Source organism: Litchfieldia stipae, from assembly GCF_014837155.1.
Classification (GTDB): Bacteria; Bacillota; Bacilli; order Bacillales; family Bacillaceae_L; genus Litchfieldia.
This window is the reverse complement of the sequence record NZ_JACYHA010000023.1, coordinates 25726-45420: the sequence shown is the minus strand read 5'-3', so window position 1 is coordinate 45420 and position 19695 is coordinate 25726. Positions and strand designations below refer to the sequence as shown.

At 35.8% G+C, this 19695-nt stretch carries 20 protein-coding genes, 1 pseudogene and 2 riboswitches; of the genes and pseudogenes, 3 read left to right on the top strand and 18 right to left on the bottom strand.

Annotated elements, in window-relative coordinates:
- Positions 1-39: 39 nt before the first annotated feature.
- Positions 40-1287 (top strand): MFS transporter, encoded by a 1248-nt coding sequence (locus F7888_RS19360; RefSeq protein WP_191782475.1) that lies wholly within the window; start codon positions 40-42, stop codon positions 1285-1287.
- Positions 1288-1407: 120 nt separating this feature from the next.
- Here F7888_RS19360 and F7888_RS19355 read toward each other — a convergent pair whose 3' ends face one another.
- The 5 genes from F7888_RS19355 to F7888_RS19335 all read right to left on the bottom strand — a co-directional run bounded on the left by F7888_RS19355 (position 1408) and on the right by F7888_RS19335 (position 5542).
- Positions 1408-1662 (bottom strand): hypothetical protein, encoded by a 255-nt coding sequence (locus tag F7888_RS19355; protein WP_225228906.1) that lies wholly within the window; start codon positions 1660-1662, stop codon positions 1408-1410.
- Between the two features lie 22 nt (positions 1663-1684).
- Positions 1685-2173, bottom strand: a complete 489-nt coding sequence (locus F7888_RS19350; RefSeq protein ID WP_191782471.1) for a DUF4871 domain-containing protein — start codon at positions 2171-2173, stop codon at positions 1685-1687.
- Positions 2174-2274: 101 nt separating this feature from the next.
- Positions 2275-2529 (bottom strand): histidine kinase, encoded by a 255-nt coding sequence (locus tag F7888_RS19345; RefSeq protein WP_191782469.1) that lies wholly within the window; start codon positions 2527-2529, stop codon positions 2275-2277.
- Positions 2530-2861: 332 nt separating this feature from the next.
- Entirely contained in the window at positions 2862-3257 is a 396-nt protein-coding gene (locus F7888_RS19340) for a hypothetical protein (RefSeq protein WP_191782466.1), read from the bottom strand.
- Positions 3258-3883: 626 nt separating this feature from the next.
- The gene (locus F7888_RS19335) at positions 3884-5542 is read right to left on the bottom strand and encodes a sensor domain-containing diguanylate cyclase (RefSeq protein ID WP_191782464.1); all 1659 of its coding nucleotides are present in this window, start codon (positions 5540-5542) and stop codon (positions 3884-3886) included.
- A 236-nt stretch (positions 5543-5778) separates the two neighbouring features.
- Positions 5779-5878: riboswitch (purine riboswitch) on the top strand.
- A gap of 70 nt (positions 5879-5948) precedes the next feature.
- Here F7888_RS19335 and F7888_RS19330 point away from each other — a divergent pair.
- Positions 5949-7124, top strand: a complete 1176-nt coding sequence (locus tag F7888_RS19330; RefSeq protein ID WP_191782462.1) for an MFS transporter — start codon at positions 5949-5951, stop codon at positions 7122-7124.
- 98 nt (positions 7125-7222) lie between these two features.
- On the opposite strand, the gene F7888_RS19325 is transcribed toward F7888_RS19330, so the two are convergent.
- The 12 genes and pseudogenes from F7888_RS19325 to F7888_RS19270 form a co-directional block, all read right to left on the bottom strand.
- Positions 7223-7399 carry a hypothetical protein gene (locus F7888_RS19325; protein WP_191782460.1) on the bottom strand — a complete coding sequence of 59 codons (177 nt, stop codon included), beginning with the start codon at positions 7397-7399 and terminating at the stop codon, positions 7223-7225.
- A 162-nt stretch (positions 7400-7561) separates the two neighbouring features.
- Positions 7562-7855: an antibiotic biosynthesis monooxygenase family protein gene (locus F7888_RS19320; protein ID WP_191782458.1), complete on the bottom strand. Its 294-nt coding sequence runs from the start codon at positions 7853-7855 to the stop codon at positions 7562-7564.
- Between the two features lie 27 nt (positions 7856-7882).
- The gene (locus tag F7888_RS19315) at positions 7883-8815 is read right to left on the bottom strand and encodes an ATP-binding protein (RefSeq protein WP_191782455.1); all 933 of its coding nucleotides are present in this window, start codon (positions 8813-8815) and stop codon (positions 7883-7885) included.
- Between the two features lie 272 nt (positions 8816-9087).
- The gene (locus F7888_RS19310) at positions 9088-10395 is read right to left on the bottom strand and encodes an LLM class flavin-dependent oxidoreductase (protein WP_191782453.1); all 1308 of its coding nucleotides are present in this window, start codon (positions 10393-10395) and stop codon (positions 9088-9090) included.
- A 41-nt stretch (positions 10396-10436) separates the two neighbouring features.
- Positions 10437-11189 carry a 3-oxoacyl-ACP reductase gene (locus F7888_RS19305; protein WP_191782451.1) on the bottom strand — a complete coding sequence of 251 codons (753 nt, stop codon included), beginning with the start codon at positions 11187-11189 and terminating at the stop codon, positions 10437-10439.
- Between the two features lie 139 nt (positions 11190-11328).
- A riboswitch (TPP riboswitch) is annotated at positions 11329-11428 on the bottom strand.
- Positions 11429-11565: 137 nt separating this feature from the next.
- Positions 11566-11808, bottom strand: a complete 243-nt coding sequence (locus F7888_RS19300; RefSeq protein WP_318246326.1) for an HD-GYP domain-containing protein — start codon at positions 11806-11808, stop codon at positions 11566-11568.
- A 66-nt stretch (positions 11809-11874) separates the two neighbouring features.
- Positions 11875-12243, bottom strand: coding sequence for a VOC family protein (locus F7888_RS19295; protein ID WP_191782449.1), 369 nt, complete (start codon positions 12241-12243; stop codon positions 11875-11877).
- A gap of 23 nt (positions 12244-12266) precedes the next feature.
- Positions 12267-12497: pseudogene (locus F7888_RS19290) on the bottom strand (aldo/keto reductase); the annotation flags it as partial.
- A 172-nt stretch (positions 12498-12669) separates the two neighbouring features.
- Positions 12670-13377, bottom strand: a complete 708-nt coding sequence (locus tag F7888_RS19285) for a gamma-glutamyl-gamma-aminobutyrate hydrolase family protein (RefSeq protein ID WP_191782447.1) — start codon at positions 13375-13377, stop codon at positions 12670-12672.
- Positions 13378-13945: 568 nt separating this feature from the next.
- Positions 13946-15376 carry a SpoVR family protein gene (locus F7888_RS19280; RefSeq protein WP_225228904.1) on the bottom strand — a complete coding sequence of 477 codons (1431 nt, stop codon included), beginning with the start codon at positions 15374-15376 and terminating at the stop codon, positions 13946-13948.
- A gap of 124 nt (positions 15377-15500) precedes the next feature.
- Entirely contained in the window at positions 15501-15845 is a 345-nt protein-coding gene (locus tag F7888_RS19275; RefSeq protein ID WP_191782443.1) for a DUF3889 domain-containing protein, read from the bottom strand.
- Positions 15846-15912: 67 nt separating this feature from the next.
- Complete coding sequence (locus F7888_RS19270) at positions 15913-16914, bottom strand: M14 family zinc carboxypeptidase (protein ID WP_191782441.1); 1002 nt, start codon at positions 16912-16914, stop codon at positions 15913-15915.
- Between the two features lie 169 nt (positions 16915-17083).
- On the opposite strand from F7888_RS19270, the gene F7888_RS19265 reads away from it, so the two are divergent.
- On the top strand, positions 17084-17329 hold the full coding sequence (locus F7888_RS19265; protein WP_191782439.1) for a YhdB family protein: 246 nt from the start codon (positions 17084-17086) through the stop codon (positions 17327-17329).
- A gap of 43 nt (positions 17330-17372) precedes the next feature.
- Here F7888_RS19265 and F7888_RS19260 read toward each other — a convergent pair whose 3' ends face one another.
- A complete protein-coding gene (locus F7888_RS19260) occupies positions 17373-19103 on the bottom strand; it encodes a phospho-sugar mutase (protein WP_191782437.1) in 1731 nt (576 codons plus the stop codon).
- Positions 19104-19695 lie beyond the last annotated feature (592 nt).

Here is a 19695-nt window from a genome sequence, read left to right as displayed (position 1 = left end):
AAATCAATAGTCTGATGATTGTTGAGGGGAAAGTGAATTGTGAAAATACTTTATGGTGATATGTTTAAAGACAAGAACTTCACACTCTTATTATTTGGAAGGTTTTTCAAAAGAAGCGCTTTGGTCTTATTTAGTTTAGAACTAATATGGTTAACTATGGAACTAACTCATAGTTCCCCTATACATTTATCATTTATGGTAATGGCTGAAACTTTGCCATTTATATTACTTGGAATATACGGCGGCGTAATAGCTGATAAATTAAATAAGAAAAGACTTATGGTTATAAGTGACATTCTTACGGGAATGTTAATTCTCTTAATACCTATTTTATATTATCTCAATTCTATTAATTATTTAATTTTAATGGGTATTGCTGTTTTGATCAGTATTTTTAATTGTTTCTCTGAACCGAGCTTCCGAGCTATTTTACCCGAGCTTGTTAAAGATAGTAAATTGCAAAAAGGAAATGCTTTGTTAGACTCCATTCAAAGAGGAGCAAGTATTATTATTCCTGCTTCAGTGGGTATTATAGTTAAATTAACAGATCAAATTCATATTTTAACTCTTGCTTTTATATTAATTAGCATTGCTAGTATTTGTCACTTCTTAATCTACTATAATACAAATATTGAAAATATGGCTAAAGTGAATAACAAGACTATGGTAGAAATAAAAATGACTTTATCCTATCTAAAAATAAATAAAGATATATTTTATGTTATTTTAGTTCAGGCCATTAGTATCTTTATTAATACCGGGTTATGGAGAGTTGGATTACCAATCTATCTAGAATCCCGTCTTGGCGAGGATATTGGTACTTTCGGATTAATTACTGGTATTCTTGGTGCTTCATCATTTGGAACCTCCATTTTAATTGGTTTAGCAAAAAAACTAAATCCCATTTCTATTTTTAATATGGGGATAATATTATGGGGTGCTGGCCTCTTAATAACGAGTTTTTCTCCTACAGTTTATGCTCTATTTGTTGCTGCAGCAATTATAGGGATTGGTCAAGCTCTTGAAGGTTTAGGCAGAGTTGTCATTATACAAAACGAAGTACCAAAAGAAATGTTAGGAAAAGTATTTAGTATCTCATCTTCCATTAATTATACGAGTGATACAGTTTCTTTGGGAATCATCAGTGCGGTATTATCTATTTTCTCCCCTTCAATCATTTTTTTTAGTGGGGGAACTTTAATCATCCTAACAGGAATATTAGGTATGCGATTACTTAAAGAACGTAGCAAAGAAATTGGGAAGAACTTAAAAAAGAGTGTGATTTAATGTGTTAATCTTAGGGCTATTTTGACTATACTTGTGTAAAAAAGAGCATTCATGAATTTTCATTTAAACTATGAAATTTAATAAACTAAAGGGTTCTTTTGATCTCAAATGAGCTCTTCTTTAAGAATTCACTACAAGAATATAAAAGATCAAATAATAACCTACTGGAATGAATGTTACAATTATCCCCATTAGTTTAGTTCGATCTTTAAACTGCATGAACAACCCGATTCCCCACAAAATAAAAAGGAGCATAAAGTACCATCTGTATGTAGGTGTGTCAGTTTCACCAATCCCTGGGCCACTCATCCACAACGATAAAAATAAAACAAATACTCCTGAAAGAACATTCCAAGTATGTTTAACTATTTTCATAGTCATTTTTCCACGCCTTTCTTTATTCATCTTCTATTTCGGTATTCTCTTTTACTTCCAAGATAAATTCTCCTAAATGAGTACCATCAATATATACAACGACCTCCCACAAGCCTGATTGAACAAACCCAATATAGGATGGCATCGTTTTGGTTGCACCAAGGTTAGCTTGTGTGAATCCATGATTAAATTCCCAAGTCGCATTTTTGAAGCTATATCCATCTAATAATAAAGGTGATTTTTCACCTGTTTCTAAATGGGTTCCTTCAATTCTAACTGCACCTTTGATTTCATCCTCTTCGCCCCAAAAATGCCATAAAGTCTTTATTGGTTCATTTTCAAAATAGGTTGTGTTCAGAATACCTACCTTTTTTTCGACACCTACAAATTCCTCCCCTTCAGAAATAAATATTGGAGTCCTCTCATAATTATTCGTTGTTTCTTTCTCACATCCTACTAATATAAGGATTATGATCATCCCAACTGCAACCATTCGCAATAAACCAATCAAAAAAATCTCTCCTTTTCATCATTAACTATGAATCGTTTTCATGGCATTTTGACCATCATCTAAGTTTCAGGAGCTTTTATAAGGACTAACCATTATCTTTTTTAAACAAACCTAATAACTAAAACGATAAATAATCCTATGACTGCTCCAATATCTGGAACGAAACTTTTGTTTCCCTTTTTCTTTTCAAATATCGTAATCATTTTCCCAAGAATGACTAAAATAATTGCTGTGTTTATTACAATATTACTTATTGTTGAATTGAATGTAACATCATCAGAAATTAATACTACAATTGTTGGAATGATAATTAAAGAAGCTCCACTCCAATACAAGATCCATTTTAATTTATTCATTATCAAAGTCACTCCTTTTTTGGAAAAATAAATAATTAACTCTTCTGTTACTTATGGATTCAATTACTTTACATTGGTTGCTAAAATATCCTACTTTCTATCGCCTTAATAATTGTACGAAGTTATCAGGTCAAAGTTTCATAAATCCTCTGTGTGCTAAAGAATCATGTACGACCTCCATTTACATGTTTCTGTTTGACAGTTCCTACAATCTACTTTTCCACTATCATTCAACAAAAAGGCCCATTAATCCTGTTTATATGATGAAAGAAATTATTACTTTTTCAATTTTCACGGTTTTATTTTTGGAACTATGTTTAAATTTGGGGGATTCAGTACTCTAAACTATCTAATTCCATTACCCATTCACTTTCATTCCAGATATTAGGGTTATGAATCTTTACGTTTTCACCACGCACTATGAAATCGTAACTATCCTTGGAACCAGTATACCAATCAACAATGACTAACTTTCCGTTTTGATTACGCACAAGAAATTCAGTAACTTCCCCATAACCACCTATAGATTTATTGATTTCCGCTGGTAAATATAAATAGAGATAACCACCATCTAAATCGTCAATATACTTCACTTCCCAAGCACCAATATCAATACTTTTCACCTCATCATTAAACTGACCATAAACACTATTTTGGGAATGAATTTTATTTTGTGTGTATTGTTTTAGATTCCCATTATCAATAAAAGTAGCTAATTCAATATCCAATCCGTTCCAATTTGAATCTTTGCTACAATTAATAATAAATTTAAAGTTAGAGAAGTGAAACTAATAACTGATTATATCCGTAGAGTTAGGGAGGAATGGAACTCTTAAAAATTGGGGAGGAATTTGATGACCAAAAAAAGTAGATTTTCTAACTCTTATTTTATTCCTATTTTCATTTTAGGCCTAATTGGGGTTCCCGTAGCAACAATAGCCAACTATAGAAACGGCTGGCCACCATTATCGACATTATTGACCGTTGTTTTCTTTGCTCTGTTTATTTTTGGATTAGTCGGGCTAATAAGGAACTATTCAAATAGAAGTAGGGAGTAAATCCCCCTACTCTCATGGTGCAGCCCATGTAACAAAGTTGATGTACTCACCTACTTACAAGTAAAACAATATATTTTTGGTAAAATGATACGTATAATGTATTTGCTATATTTTCTAACAGAGCATATAAGAATAACTAATTTGTAGTAAAATAATGACCCTGTGCACCGTTTTATTGGGGTTGTTAAGTTCCAGCTGAACTTAATTGAATACCCGTCCCTGCTTGTAGCACATGGTCTTTTTCTCGTTTTTGTTTATGTCACTTTTACCCCTACTTCCCTTTCAACCATTACATATCAGTATCTTGTATAAATTTGATAATTATTTTTCCCCTGTTCTTTAGCCCAATACATTGCTGTATCTGCTTGTTTTATAAGTGTTTCAGCGGTTTCCATTTCATTATTAGATAATGAAATACCAATACTCGGAGTAACAATAATCTCATTAGTATTAATCAGCATGGGTTCCCTTAAAGCTTCTATAATTCTTTGGGCAACTGCCACATAATCATTTTGACGAGTAGATGGTAACAATATTACAAATTCATCACCTGCTAGTCTCGATACAGTGTCTGCTCTACGAACACAACTGGACAAACGCTCAGCCACATTTACCAATACTAAATCACCAATATCATGTCCTAAAGTATCATTCACTTGTTTAAATCCATCTAGATCAATGAACATGACAGCCAAATAATTTGTTTTTTTATCTTTTAATGTTTTATTTAAACGATCTAAAAACAAAAGTCGGTTAGGTAATTTTGTTAATGAATCATGATAAGCCAATTGGTGAACCATTTTTTCAGCTTTTTTCCTATCTGAAATGTCTTGAAAGAAAACTTGTACTAATGTATCACCATTACTAGTTATTGAGAGTCCGGTCATTTCAACATCTATAACTTGTTTATCTAATCGTACCATTTTTTCTTCTAATGTCTCTGCTTTATTTTGTTCTCGTATCCTTAACCAGCGAGCCTTCACTATCTCGTGATAGTCAGGATGGATGAAATCTAATATATTCCGACCAATCAAGTCTTCCACTGAGTTAGCACCCAAGATTGTCATTCCTACAGGATTAATAAAAGTGATTACACCAAATTTATGTATCGCAATTCCAATTGGAGATAGTTCAACTAAACGTCGATACTGTTCTTCTCTTTCTCTCAGTTTCCATGCGTATCGTTCATCTATTACAGAAGTAATCAAAATGACTATTAAAACCAAGAAAAAAAACAAGCCACTTGCAACAATGAAAGTAGAATAACTACTATAGTCAATCGGACTCGGAACAGTTTGTTCATGACCACTAATTGTTATTTCTGCTGCAGACATACCCATATAATGCATACTTGATACGGCTATACCTAAAATGATTGAACTACTAATTTTCCCGGTTATTTTACCATTTCTGTACCTTGAGAATATAAATAATGCAAGCATAGAAGCCAATATCCCAACTAAAATCGAAATTATAAATAACATTGGTTCATATGTAATTTCTCCGGGTATCTCCATAGATTCCAACCCTGTATAATGCATCCCAGCAATACCAAGCCCCATAATTCCACTGCTTAAAAATACATTATGTTTCCTTTGTGAATGCCAAACAATGAACCAAAAAGAAATAATCGAAGAAGCAATTGGAAGTACGAATGAGACAATCGTTAAACCTATATCGTATCTATGGGAAATACCTTCATGAAACGCGAGCATCCCAATAAAATGCATCGTCCATATTCCACCACCCATAAGGATTGATGAAGTTAGTAACAACCACATATCTATAATTGTTTTAGCTTTAATTCTGCTAACAAGATTGATGGCTGCATACGAAGCAAAGATGGCAACCAAAATGGAGATGAATACCAAATGAATATTATAAGAACTTAATACTCCTTCTTCAATTAACACTTTTAACATTCCTTTACATATGACTACGTATTTTACATTCAAATGACACATCCGCTTATTTATTATGCCTATAAAAGGTTAATCTGATTAAGTGTTACATTAAATTGATTTTATGAAATTTTCTTATAAGGAAGTGATATCTTTTTATACACTTCTGATATATAAAACGCCTTATAAAGCGGTGACATGTATTCCTTAATACGTTCAAATTAATTACATAAAAAGATTAGACTTGTAAAATAAGAAAAAATCTAGTAAACTCATCAAAGTGGTTAATGAAACTAAATATCTCTATACCCTGTATAACCTCAAGAATATGGCTTGAGGGTTTCTACCAGGAACCTTAAAATCCTGATTACAGAAAAATGAATTCTATTCGTTTTCTGTAATCAGGATTTTTTTATTTTCAGAAATTTAAAGCAAATGATGAAAGGAAGATAAATTAAATATGAATTTCAAAGTTTTTATACTTGCATTATCGACTGTGGCCGTTGGGCTTGTTGAGTTAATCGTGGGGGGAATCCTACCTACGATTGCAAATGATTTTAACATCTCTCTAAGTAGTGCTGGCCAGCTAATAACCGTATTCGCGCTAATATATGCAGTCGCTGGACCCGTTTTGCTTGTTTTAACGAGTAAAATTGAGCGAAAGAAGCTGTATCTCATCTCCTTGTTTGTTTTCTTTCTCGGTAATATCATGACCTATTTCAGTTCAAGCTTTACCTTTATGATGGCCGCAAGGGTGTTGACTGCCATGAGTACAGCCCTTATCGTTGTCCTTTCGTTAACCATTGCTGCAAAAATTGTTACTCCTGCACATCGAGCAAAGGCTCTGGGGTTCATTTATGTGGGGATTAGTTCATCACTTGTCATGGGTGTGCCACTTGGGATATTAATTTCTAATGCTTTCGGCTGGCGTGTGATTTTCCTTGGTATAGCTATTTTATCCATTGGGTCAATTGTTCTAATTTCCATCTTTTTGGAGCGAATTCCAGGTGATAATACAATCCCACTTTCACAACAATTAAAAGCAGTAGGTAGCGCAAAACTAGGAAGTGCTCATCTTGCCACCATGTTTATGCTAGCTGGACACTATACAATTTATGCCTATTTCACGCCATTTCTAGAAGCGGAATTTAATATGACTTCCAATTGGATTAGTATTTGTTATTTATTATTTGGAATTGCAGCTGTAAGTGGTGGAGCCTTTGGAGGCATTCTTTCAGATTCGATTGGCGCACCAAAAAGCATCATTGGTGTCATCAGCGCATTTGTGATTGTTCTCTTCATCTTACCATTAACCACTTTTTCACTAATTGTATTCATTCCAATCATGATGATTTGGGCAGCATTAAGTTGGAGTCTAGCACCACCACAGCAAAGTTACTTGATTCAAACAGACCCAGCTACGTCAGATATTCAGCAAAGCTTTAACAATTCCGCATTACAAGTAGGAATTGCTCTTGGTTCAGGATTGGGTGGCCTTGTGTTAAGTCATTCCGGTACAGTTTCGCATACAGCATGGGTTGGCGGCGGGATTGTCATCATCGCCCTCCTATGTGCAATCTTTTCACTAACAAGAACAACCATTTTTAGAGAGAATACGATGAAAGTTTCTTCGTAAAATGGCTTAAGTCAAAACAACTAAAAGCGGTCAAGAAACCTCGTTCATATATATGAGGTTTCTTGGTCCGTTATGGTTTAAAATTAACCCTATATTTTTTAACCTTCCAGCTTGTTTGTTGACGTTTTTAATTGTTGGCCAGACTTATCTAGATAGATGTCTAAAAACGTACCATCAGTAAATTTTATTACTACTGCCTTTGTTGTAATAGCAACATCAGACACTGTCTTCCCCTTAAGTTTTTCAGGTATAACTTTAAAATTATTCTTTTCCATTTTTAAATTTCCTTTCAGTAACTCTCCTGTTTCTATCCACTCTATTAGTTGTTAGAAATCGAGCTTTTTAACAATTTTAATTCTATTATTCATTACCTTTATAACTTCAAAATAATAGCGATAATCGTTCTTGGATCATCGCATCTGTACTCCATTTAGTTATTACAGAGGGACATTTTCGAAATGTTCGACTGTTGGAAAAGGATCATAGAAATGATGTAGTTGGTTTTTCCATTCTTGATATTCCTTAGACTGTCTAAATCCAACTGTATGGTCTTCTAAATTTCTCCACTTCACCAACAATAAATATCTCCCCTTCACTTCCATACATCTTTGTAATTCGTGAGATATGTAGCCTTTCATTGATGATATAATTTTTGATGCCTCTCGAAATGCATCCTCATACTCATTTTCCATCCCCTGCTTAACTTGAAGCATAACAGCTTCTAATATCATAACTATCTCCCCTTTTAAAGAATATGACTACTGTGATACAGCTTTACTTACTTTAGGTTCTGTAAAGAGATAGATATCGATTTTAGTTCCTTTTCCAACTTCACTGAAAATTTTTATTCTTCCCCCATGTGCTTCTTCAACAATACTAAACGTAGTCAACATTCCAAGTCCTGTTCCTTTTGTGTAAAAAGGAAGACCTATTTTACTGAGATATTCCTTTGGTATACCACATCCCTGATCAGCAACTTGAAGACATATTTCATCCTCAGAGATTTTCCTTAAATGAATCTTAAGTTCCCCTCCGTTAGGCATCGATTCAATCGAATTTTTTATTACATTGATTAAAACTTGTTTTAGTTGATTAGCAATACAAGAAATAGGAGGAATCTCTTCATATTTAACATTTATAACCACATTATTAATTAATGCTTGAGGGTTCAGTAGGACTACAACGTTCTCCACTATTTCAGTGAACTTTTCTTTTTGAAAGTCACGAGCCTGAGGTTTTGCATTCAGTAATAATTCATTCGTAATACTTTCGATTCGTTCTATCTCATCTCTCATAATATGGAAGTAATCTGGAACACTATTAATTGAGGATTGAAGCAATTGCAAAAATCCTTTAAGAGACGTAAGTGGATTTCTAATCTCATGAGCAATGGATGCTGCTAGTTGTCCTACCACCGATAACTTTTCAGAACGTAAAAGCATGTCTTCGGACTGTTTCTGCTTTGTCAAATCTTTTGCAATACCATAAACACCAACAATCTCATCATCTACAATGATTGGGATGTTTGTCACGTTAACTGGTACAGCATGTCCATTTTTATGTAATACAATTGATTCATAGTTTTGAGTGATTCCATTAACAGCTCTATTAAATTTTTCATTCTTATGTTCTAAATAATCCTCTTCAACTAATTGCTTGTATGATAATGATAAGAATTCATTTGCCACCATTTACACGCATGCTTACTAATTAATCACGGACCTGTTCCCAGCCCTTATCAACAATTTTGTAATCTCGACTCTGCTTTTTGATGTACAGGCTTTTCACTGTATAATCCGGATCTTTACTTCTCACCCAACATCCTGTCCTTGTTTGTTCAGTATCCCATCAATTCTGTGATCGTTTTGTTTAATAGTCCAATTAATCGTAAAAAGACGCGTTATGTAGCAAACGCGCCAGATTGCAGATCTACTCATTCTAGTGAATTCATCGAAATTGATTTCTATGATAATCCTAAATGTTCACGGAAAGTATGGCCTTCATATTTTTTTCTAAAAAGACCTCTTCGTTGCAATTCAGGAACAACGAGTTCTACAAAGTCGTCTAAACTACCGGGTAATGTGGGAGGCATTAGGTTAAAACCGCCAGCCACACCAGCTTTAAACCAGACTTCCATCTGATCTACAATTTGTTCGGGTGTACCTATCAACGTGTGATGCCCACCGCCTGCATTAAGATAGCCTAATAATTCTCTTACTGTAGGTTGGGTATCATTTATAATTTCTAGTATGGTTTCGTATCGTCCAATAGGACCGGCAAATTCTTCTACTGGGGGTAATGGAGGTACTTCTTTATCAATTTCCCAATTAGAACAGTCTTGTTGTATGAAGAAACTCAACTGCTTTAAAGCTGTTTCAAGTGGTAATTGCTCATCTAACACTGCTTTTTTGGCCAGCGCTTCTTCGATGGTATGGCCCACGTAAGTTACTAAGCCTGGAAACACTTTAATATGTCTATCGCTGTTTTCGCTTTGTTTCACTTGTTCGTCTAATTTTTTCCGAAACTTCTTTGCTTGCTTTAAATTCCATGACACGGAATAGACTGCATCGGCATATTTAGCGGCTAAAGCAATTCCTTGTTTAGAAGCCCCCGCTTGCATAGATACTGGTTTGCCTTGAGGGCTTTTTGGCGTAGTGGATGGGCCATACACTTTAAAATACGTACCTTCATGTTTAATGGGATGAATGTTTGAAGGATTTATCAATGTTCTTTCTTCTCGATGATGGAGAAACTCATTGCTATCCCATGACAGAAATAACTTATTCATTAATGCAGCGAATTCATCTGCTTTCTCATAGCGTTTTTCATGGGAAGGTAATTCTTCCATACCATGGTTTAATGCCTCTACATCTCTCATTGACGTAACGAGGTTCCAACCAACACGTCCTTTTGTAATATGGTCTAAACTTAATAGTTGTCGTGAAGCTGTGAAAGGATTAGAAAAAGTACTTGAAATTGTTGAAACTAGTCCCACATGTTTAGTCACTTGAGAAATAGCCGTCAAATTGACGACTGGATCAAACCAAAAGGCTGGCATCTCACTCGTATCTTCCCCTTGAAAGGATTGATTATCAGCAAAGAATACTGCATCAAAGTACCCTTTTTCCGCCAGCTGAGCTAAAGACTGATAGTAGGAAATGTCACCGATACGTTCAACACTTGAATCAGGCATTAACCAAGCAGCTTGATGGTGTCCACAACCATACAGTAGAACACCTAAGTGTAGTTGTTTCTCTTTCATTTTTGTCATTTGTTTACACCTCAAAGGTTTATCTACGGTAATTTATTCGATTAGTTCATTGTCAAACCGCCATCTACTGTGAAATTTTGACCTGTAATCCCGTTTGCATGTTCGGAGGATAAATAAGCGACCATATTGGCTACATCTTCAGGTGTGGTCACCTTCCTCAATGGTGTTGATTGAGCAATTAAATCAAATACTTCTGGTGTTGTCACAGCACTTGCGTCAGTCATTTTTAACAATCCGCCTGAAACTACATTCGCTCTTATACCATATGGTCCTAATTCAGAAGCGACATTACGTGTAAACCCTATCAACCCAGCTTTAGCTGTTGTATATTCATGGTAAGGTACAACAGGATTTTGATATAAATTCGTACCTATACTTATAATACTTCCATCTTGGCGTTCTATAAATTGAGGTAAGACGCTTTGAACTACATTAAATGCTCCTTTTAACGTACCATCTAATTGGTTTTGATAGTCTTCCCAAGTCAAATCTATGAATGCTTTCTGTTTCGTTGGATCGAATTTAAAGTCTACTAACGCATTGTTGACGACAACATCGATTTGACCAAAATATGTGGTTGCTTTCTTTATTAAGTTATCAACTTCTTCACGATTGGTCACGTCCGCCTGAATGGCAATCGCATTCTCTTCACCAAGCTCAGAAACGAGCTTCTTTGCAGCATCTTCACTTTTATAGTAATTGATAACTACTTGAAATCCTTGTTTTGCCAATGTCCTTACAATCGTTGCGCCTAACCCTCGACTACTACCTGTTACGACTACTGTTCTAGTCATCCTAGCAACTCCTCTATTTTACATTTTTGTTGAAACTCACCTAAAAAATGATAGAAAAAAAACGCAACATCCCCAAAGGAAAGTTGCGTACAAACAAATATATACATAGTAAAACTAAGGCACAATGGCCTTTCAATATGTATTACAGTTTACACTTTCCTACGCTAGTATTAGCTAGTTCAGGTTCAAAGGGTTTGAGTAAGACTCATCTCAGTTAAATAACACCCCTAGTGTTTATCATTAAGTTATATATAATGTTATAGTTTCTAGAAAATTATGTCAAGAACCTCTAAACGAATGATTAGAAGCAGACTTGCAGTCAACAATCCCCATATTCCAAATCCTAATGAATTATTCCCCTTTAGAAATAAGTTACTTAATCATTTAAGGCACTTTGAATATCACTACTTTTTCTATATACTCTTTGGGTAGTCATAGCATTGAATGTATCAGCTATTGCAGTAATTCGGGAAACCAATGGGATTTCTTTTTCCTTTCGTCCTGTAGGATAACCCTTGCCATCAAACCTCTCATGATGAAATAAGATGCAATCTAATACTCCATTAAGTCTGACTACTTTCGATGCAGACGACGACCTTTCCCTTGGCGTTTCCTTCACCAAGATAGCGAATCGCTTCCTCCGTTAGATTTCAATTTTATTAATGCACCTTTATTAAACTGTCACTTATCTCTCTACCAATTCCAACTTCTCCCCATTAGGACCTTGGAAAAAGGCGATTTTAACAGTACCTTTTAAAATAATTTGAGGTTCTTCATTTATTAATTGAGTACCGGCTTCTTTTAATCGAATAATTTCATCTTCGATGTTATTCACTGTAAAGGCCAGGTGGTTCACGATCCCTTCGTTTTCTACAGGGACGCCGTGTACAAGTTCAATCTCTACACTTGGCTGTTCTGGGAAGAATAAAAAGGCAAGCTCAACCGTTTCATTCAACCATTCTCTTTTTCTTAATTTTAATCCGAGGATGTTTTGGTAGAACGCCAAAGACTCGTTCATGTCATTGACCATGATCCCTACATGTTCTATTTTCATAATTGTTTCCTCCTAAAATGAGATTAACGCACATTCATTTCCTTTGGATGAGGACCAGTCCTCCGTCCAGAATCTAATTGATTAATTGCCTCCATATCTTCATGAGAAAGCTCAAAGTCAAATACCTGAATGTTCTCTTCCATGCGGGAAGGTGTGACTGTTTTTGGAATTACAATTGTATGATTCTGTAAATGCCAGCGTAAAATGACTTGAGTTGGAGTCTTGTCATATTTCTCTGCAATCTGGAAAATTATAATTTATATTTAATTAATTGGACTAATTCTAAACAAGATCAATATGTGATGAGGAATTTAATATCTAGAATAGCTATCTTCTTTACTAGCTACAAGGGATCGACCCCTTACTAAGGCATCGCTCCTAATAGTATATTTATACTTTCCACAAACAACAAGGGACTGTCCTTGGTCACTTACATGCTCTTACAAATTCTACAAACAATTTAAAGTTATCGTCATCAAATTCGTAGTTGAACTCAGGATGCCATTGAACTGCTAAAGTAAATTTCCTATTTGGCATGACAACTGCTTCTATCAATCCATCTTCTGCTGTTGCGGCAGACTCTAATTGTTCCGATATAGTCTGAATACCCTGATGATGATAACTATTCACTTTTAGTGTATCTGTTTGAAGAATATGATATAGCAAGGTATTTTTAGCTATGTAAACATTGTGTACTGGTTCAGTGTATGGCGGCTTTTGCTTATGTTTAATATGACTATGACTTAGTTGAGTTGGAATATCCTGATATAAGGTTCCTCCTAACAAGACGTTAAATAATTGAAGACCACGACAAATCCCTAATGCTGGTTTATCTAGCTCTATAACTTGCTTAAAAAGTTTTGCTTCCATTGTATCACGTGCAACGCATATTTCCCCACATTTATCCCCTATTTCCTCACCATACAACTTTGGGTTTATATCATGACCACCAGTAAATAAAAATCCATCCAAAGTATTGGCTAATCTCAAGATCGCTTCACCATCGGTGGTTAACGGTAACATTATCGGGATTCCTCCTGCATCCTCAATCCCTTTCATGTAACCTGGTAGCATCCAGTAACTTTCTTTTTCACTATCATACAAGGGTAAAACGCCAACCAAGGGTTTCTCCATATCTTATTCACTCCCTGTTTATTTCTATTAAACTATAAAGGTGAAATTTATTTTACCTTTAACACTATTATATTTGATTTTCAAAAAATCACCTACTCCCGTTCACGGAACAATGGAGCGTAGGTTCATTTATACAGACATAATTACGATATACTGAACAAAAGTTAGGGAAGTCTGTTTTTTAATTGTGAATAAGGTAACTTATTATTATATAGTGTTGGCACTATTTACTATGAAAGATTCTCCAATAATAAGCAATACAATCTCCCAGTAGTTACTCACAAAGATAACGCCGGTTATAAAAACTGGTCGTTTAATTTTTTCTAAAAGAAATTCCTTCCAGTTTTTCATTGAATGATAGGTTTCCCTCCAGGTAATCCTCCTCAATAAAACCTTAAAACATATAGTAAAGATACCCAGTTTTATACTCTTTTTGTGGAACTATCCTGCTCGTTAGAGGTTAAGTATATTCTTCACAAGTTACCTAAAAATGAAGATATTTATTGCACAGTATTTAGTCAACTAAGTATTAAAAAAGCCACTGATTCCTCAGCAGCTCCCCAATCCCTTATACATATTTCCTAGTCACACTCTTCCCATCATACGTAAACACAACACCCTTGTTCTCAATCATCGACTCCATATGAACTGGTCTTCCCCAAAGCTGGTGAAGATATGGCATGACCTTCTCAAGGTATTTCAAATCAAGTTCGATTCCCTCATACCAATGTTTTAAATACAGCTCCCCCGTTTTCATGTAATCTCCATCATTAACGGTGATATATGGAAACCCTCCATTAACACGCATGCTCACTAGCTGATCACGTACTTGCTCCCAGCCTTTATCGACAATTTTATAGTCACGACCTTGCTTCTGGAATAAGTACATATCCTCGCGCATGACTAGATCTTTTGTTAAATAGTTACGGATAAACGAGATATCTGATTCCACTTCACGAACCTCAAACATCTTCTCTCGACCAGATCCTGGCTTCACACCCCGCTCAATCATATCAGCTGTAGGATTATTATAACGTTCCTCAATGTCTTCGAAGATTTTCAAACCTAAATAGTAAGGGTTAATTTGAGTCCTCGATGGCTGGACCACACCTGCATTTAGCTTTGCAAATTCAATCGCCTCATCAGACGTTAAGTCCATTTCACGAATGATGCGTTGATGCCAGTACGAAGCCCAACCTTCATTCATAATCTTTGTTTCAAGCTGTGGCCAGAAATAGAGCATTTCTTCTCTCATCATCGTAAGAATATCGCGCTGCCAATCTTCCAAATCTCTGCTGTATTCTTCAATGAATAGGAGAATATCCTTTTCTGGTTGAGGAGGGAGCTTTCTTTTCTTCTTCTTTCGAACTGGTTTTGGCTTATCTTTGTCATCCAATGACCATAAATCATCATAAGGTGAAACTGATTTTGCCGGGATGTCCTCTTCATCATCTTCTATTGTATCGTCCAGACTCCATGCAAGCTTTGGTCTCATAAGTGAGGGGTCAATATGCTCTTGAATCGCAAGAACCGCATCTAAAAATGATTCAACCTCTGCTGTTCCATAGATATGTTCATAATGCTTTACCCGCTCAGCTGTTGCAGCCATACTTTCAACCATGTCTCGCTTTGTGTTACTGAAGCGGTAGTTATTCTTAAAGAAATCACAATGTGCTAGAACATGCGCGACAATTAGCTTATTTTGAATAAGTGAATTAGAATCTAATAAAAACGCATAGCAAGGATCAGAATTAATCACAAGCTCATAAATCTTACTTAATCCAAGATCATATTGTAATTTCATCCGGTGAAATTGCTTACCAAAGCTCCAATGTGAAAAACGCGTCGGCATACCATATGCCCCAAACGTATAAATAATATCAGCCGGACAAATTTCATATCTCATCGGATAATAATCCAGACCAAATCCATCTGCAATTTCAGTGATTTCATCAATAGCATACTCGAGTGCTTTACGATCTTCCTCTCTCACTGCCATCTCCTCCTTTTTGTCCTTACAAACACTTTATGAACAAACCTATGAAATGATGAAAGAGGAATGCAGAATCATGTGATTTTCTTTTTATGTTGTAATAAAAAAGAGATAAAATGCACTAAGCACTTTACCTCATTTCTTCTAAGCTTAACGATATAAGTGAATCTGTTTTTGGATTAAATAAGATGATAACGTTCACCTTAATTGTTCCCTGTTCGCCTTCTGTATTTAATTCAAAAGTATCCTTTGCTTGGACATCAGAAATTTCTTCTCTGCCTTTGTAGCTGTAGTCACTTACCTTTCGCTCTGGATAATTTAATTTGACGACATCAATGGCAATTTTGCTCCATTTTTCATAATCTGCTGCCTGTTCTTCAGGCTCTGCACTCGCAAATGTGTTCATCAACCCAAAAGCCAATAAGCTACAAAAAATCGTAATAAAGCACGATTTAAGGACAAATTTTTCTCCCACGTTTTCTACCTCCTGCTTTGTTACATATTTATTGATAGCATACCCCGATGGAAGAAAAATAATCTTTTTAGTTGAGTGGTTTAATCACTTTTGCTTGTTCAGCAATCATTAGACCTACACCATTATTTCGCTTCCATACCTCAGGAAATATGCTCAATGGGAGGTTTGTTTCTTTTACTCTATATCCGATTTCAATGGTGTATGCCGGTCTTTTATAATGAGTAATAAACCAATCTGTTAGTCCTCCTCCTACTGCTGTCTTTGGAGGTTTAGCAAGCGAATATCCCGTTAGAGTCGAAAGCTTGGATGCAATGGCTTTATCTCGATTCACATTGTTTTTATCATTTTTATAAGCCCAATAAATGACTCGACCTGCTGAATGGTAAGCAACTGAAATGAGTGGATCCTCTTCAAGAATGAAGCGAACAAGCGCATTCACTTCGACAGCTTCTAGAGGCTGTGTTCCTTTGTAATATTGATAGGATTGAAAAGGGTGATCTCCTTTTATCTCTTTCCATCCAGCTGGATACTGTCGATTCAAATCTATCCCAATCCCATTTGCTTTCCATTTCTTAAAATTCAAATCATTGCCATTCATCTCCAGTAAAAGCTGTTGGTGAATTAGTGGAAAGGCCAGCATTCCTTTTTGTTGAATATCGACTCCATCTGGATTTAACATTGGCACAAACCAAATCGAGACTTCGTCTAATATCCTCGGATCAAATTGACCAACCTTTGTATGTTGATAGTATGCCTCTGAATAGCTCTCAATCATTTTCATTAACAAAGTCGATGTTAGCCATTCTCTTCCATGATGTGAGCCAACAAATAATACGTGTTGCTTTCCTGCTCCAAGTTTAATCGCTGGTATTTCTTTACCTAAAGTTGATTTGCCAATTGTTTTATATTCAATAAAATTCGGGTATTTTTCCGATAATAAATAGAGATCCTTCAACATTTTTTCATATGTATAGATCTGGGAAGTTTGAACAATTTTCTCTGTTTTCCCTTGAACAGGACTTACAAAAAGGAGACATAGTCCGAGGATACAAATAAATATTCGATGCATTTATTTAACACTCCAATGACTTCTTTTTGCTTAGTTTTCACTCTACCCTTGATATTACAATGGTAATTTAGGGAATCACCTATTTGGCGATGTGACCAATATTTACAGTGAGAAAAAATTGTACAACTCCACACACTAGTATTAACTCCTAAAAAGGAGGCAACTAGTGATGAATACAGCAGATTATGATAAAGCATTGTACTATACACATCGTTCCCAATGGGATAACCTACTTATTCTTATGGTCAGAACGAAGGACGATTTTCTTTCTAAGAAAATTGAGCATTTCCTACATGCGTATAACTTTGAAAAAGATTACTCGGTTATCGAGCGCGAACTCTATTCCTTGTTAAGATATATTGATCATGCCTCACATGATTTCAGTGATGACGAAGAATTAACGGCGTATCTATAAATAAAAGGAAGGGACCTCTAAAAGTCCCTTCCTTTTTTGATGCTTATATTAGCTCGTGAATTTGTGCCATCACATCTTCTTTGATCGCTTTTAACACATCTTCACTGTCAGCAAGTGAGTTGCCCTTCACTCCAAAGTAGAATTTCACCTTTGGTTCTGTTCCAGATGGTCGTAAGCAGAACCATGACCCATCCTCAAGGAAATATTTAAGTACATTTGATTTAGGTAAATCAATGACCACAGTTTCGTTTTGTTGAACATTAATTCTTTCGCTAGCTTTATAATCCTCAACTGTTACTACTTTTCGTCCAGCAACAGCCGTTGGAGGAGTACTTCTGAAGGTTGAAAGGATGCTGTTAATTTGTTCAGCCCCTTCTTTTCCTTTTAACGTTAATGACTCTAAGCCCTCTTTATAAAATCCATATTCTTCAAAGATCGATACTAACGCGTCATATAGTGACATGCCTTTTTTCTTGTAGTAAGCAGCAACCTCAACAGCAAATAATACCGCTTGAATGGCATCCTTATCACGAGCAAAATCTGCGATTAAATACCCATAACTTTCTTCATAACCAAATTGGAATTGGTATTGACCTGTTTGTTCATACTCTTTAATTTTTTCCCCAATGAACTTAAATCCAGTAAGGGTATCAATCGTATCTAACCCGAATGATTTAGCAATTTCTCTACCAATTTCTGAAGTAACGATTGTCTTTAGGACAACCCCATTTTCAGGTAAAATGCCTTTTTCCTTCTTCTCTGATAATAAATAATGTAGAAGGATAGCACCTGTTTGGTTCCCTGTTAAAACGGTGTATTCACCTTGATCATTTTTCACAGCGACACCTAAACGATCTGCATCTGGATCTGTTGCGATTAAGAGGTCTGCACCAACCTCAAGTCCATCACGAATCGCTAATTCAAAAGCCGCATGCTCTTCCGGATTTGGTGATGTAACTGTTGAGAAGTTTGGATCTGGTAGCTCTTGTTCTTTTACAACTGTAATATTTTTGTACCCTAATGCTTCTAAGCCTCTTCGTGCTGGCTTGTTAGCAGTACCATGTAAAGGTGTGAAGACAATCTTTAAATCCACTTCCTCAGAAAGTGTTGGATTTAGGGAGATTGTTTTTAACTTATCCGTATATGCTTGGTCAATTTCTTCACCGATCATTTTAATTAGACCCGCTGATTTAAGCGTTGCTTCGTCATCCACTTGAATTGTAAGTTCATTTTCAATTTCATTTACCTTGGCAATCACTGCATCTGCTTCTAATGGAGGTAATTGACCGCCGTCAGATCCGTACACTTTGTACCCATTATATTCTGGAGGATTATGACTAGCTGTGACAACGATTCCTGAGAATGCTTGTAAATGTCTTACGGCAAATGATAATTCTGGTGTTGGTCTTAATTCTTCAAATACATAGGTTTGAATGCCGTGGGTTGCTAATGTTTTCGCAGCCTCCATCGCAAATTCCGGAGATTTATGGCGTGAATCATAAGCAATAACTACACCTTTCTTTTTAGCCTCTTCTCCAGCTGATTCGATGAATCTTGCTAGACCTTCCGAAGCCTTGCGAACTGTGTAGAGATTCATTCGGTTTGTACCTGGTCCAATTTCTCCACGCATTCCACCAGTTCCGAATTCAAGATTTTTATAGAAGCAATCCTCAAGCTCCTTCGGATTGTCTTTTTTCTCTTCTAGTAATGCTTTTATTTCATCATCTAGGTTTGATGTGTTTGTCCATAAATCATATTTCTCTTTCCAGCTCATTTTGTTCCTCCTTAAATATGTAACTTTGTTACCATTTCTTATTCTCCATCTTTTGAAGGATTCCTGCAACAAGATGATGTCAGTATATGTCATTTTATCATAAAATCATTGAAAACCTTTTATATTTGATTTTTTTGTAATTTTTTGATGTGGGTTTGGTGATTGGGGGATTATGTTGAGGGTCTGTAGCTCTTATTTTGGAATTAATTGGATGATTGAGAGCTATTCTGGCGCTCTGCTATCCTTTTCATAGTATCCATGCCTTGATTGGGGGCACTACTCATGCGAACTAGTACCCCCATTCAGGCTTCATCTCTCCGTTCAGGTCACTACTCACGTGTTCTAGTACCCTCATCAGGACTTCTCCACTCCGTTCAGGCCACTACTCATGCGTTCTAGTACCCTCATCCAGTCTGCTCCACACGAATCAGGGCACTACTCACGCGTTCTAGTACCCCCATCCAGTCTGCTCCACACCAATCAAGCCACTACTCACGCGTTCTAGTACCCCCATCCAGTCTGCTCCACACCAATCAGGACACTACTCGCGCTCACTAGTACCCCCATTCACTCTTCTCCACACCAATCAGGA

Bases quoted from the DNA above. Each gene is read 5' to 3' on its own strand.
- F7888_RS19355 (WP_225228906.1), bottom strand. From the start codon at position 1,662: ATGAAAATAGTTAAACATACTTGGAATGTTCTTTCAGGAGTATTTGTT.
- F7888_RS19345 (WP_191782469.1), bottom strand. From the start codon at position 2,529: ATGAATAAATTAAAATGGATCTTGTATTGGAGTGGAGCTTCTTTAATT.
- F7888_RS19330 (WP_191782462.1), top strand. From the start codon at position 5,949: ATGAATTTCAAAGTTTTTATACTTGCATTATCGACTGTGGCCGTTGGG.
- F7888_RS19325 (WP_191782460.1), bottom strand. From the start codon at position 7,399: ATGGAAAAGAATAATTTTAAAGTTATACCTGAAAAACTTAAGGGGAAG.
- F7888_RS19320 (WP_191782458.1), bottom strand. From the start codon at position 7,855: ATGATATTAGAAGCTGTTATGCTTCAAGTTAAGCAGGGGATGGAAAAT.
- F7888_RS19315 (WP_191782455.1), bottom strand. From the start codon at position 8,815: ATGGTGGCAAATGAATTCTTATCATTATCATACAAGCAATTAGTTGAA.
- F7888_RS19310 (WP_191782453.1), bottom strand. From the start codon at position 10,395: ATGACAAAAATGAAAGAGAAACAACTACACTTAGGTGTTCTACTGTAT.
- F7888_RS19305 (WP_191782451.1), bottom strand. From the start codon at position 11,189: ATGACTAGAACAGTAGTCGTAACAGGTAGTAGTCGAGGGTTAGGCGCA.
- F7888_RS19295 (WP_191782449.1), bottom strand. From the start codon at position 12,243: ATGAAAATAGAACATGTAGGGATCATGGTCAATGACATGAACGAGTCT.
- F7888_RS19285 (WP_191782447.1), bottom strand. From the start codon at position 13,377: ATGGAGAAACCCTTGGTTGGCGTTTTACCCTTGTATGATAGTGAAAAA.
- F7888_RS19280 (WP_225228904.1), bottom strand. From the start codon at position 15,376: ATGGCAGTGAGAGAGGAAGATCGTAAAGCACTCGAGTATGCTATTGAT.
- F7888_RS19270 (WP_191782441.1), bottom strand. From the start codon at position 16,914: ATGCATCGAATATTTATTTGTATCCTCGGACTATGTCTCCTTTTTGTA.
- F7888_RS19265 (WP_191782439.1), top strand. From the start codon at position 17,084: ATGAATACAGCAGATTATGATAAAGCATTGTACTATACACATCGTTCC.
- F7888_RS19260 (WP_191782437.1), bottom strand. From the start codon at position 19,103: ATGAGCTGGAAAGAGAAATATGATTTATGGACAAACACATCAAACCTA.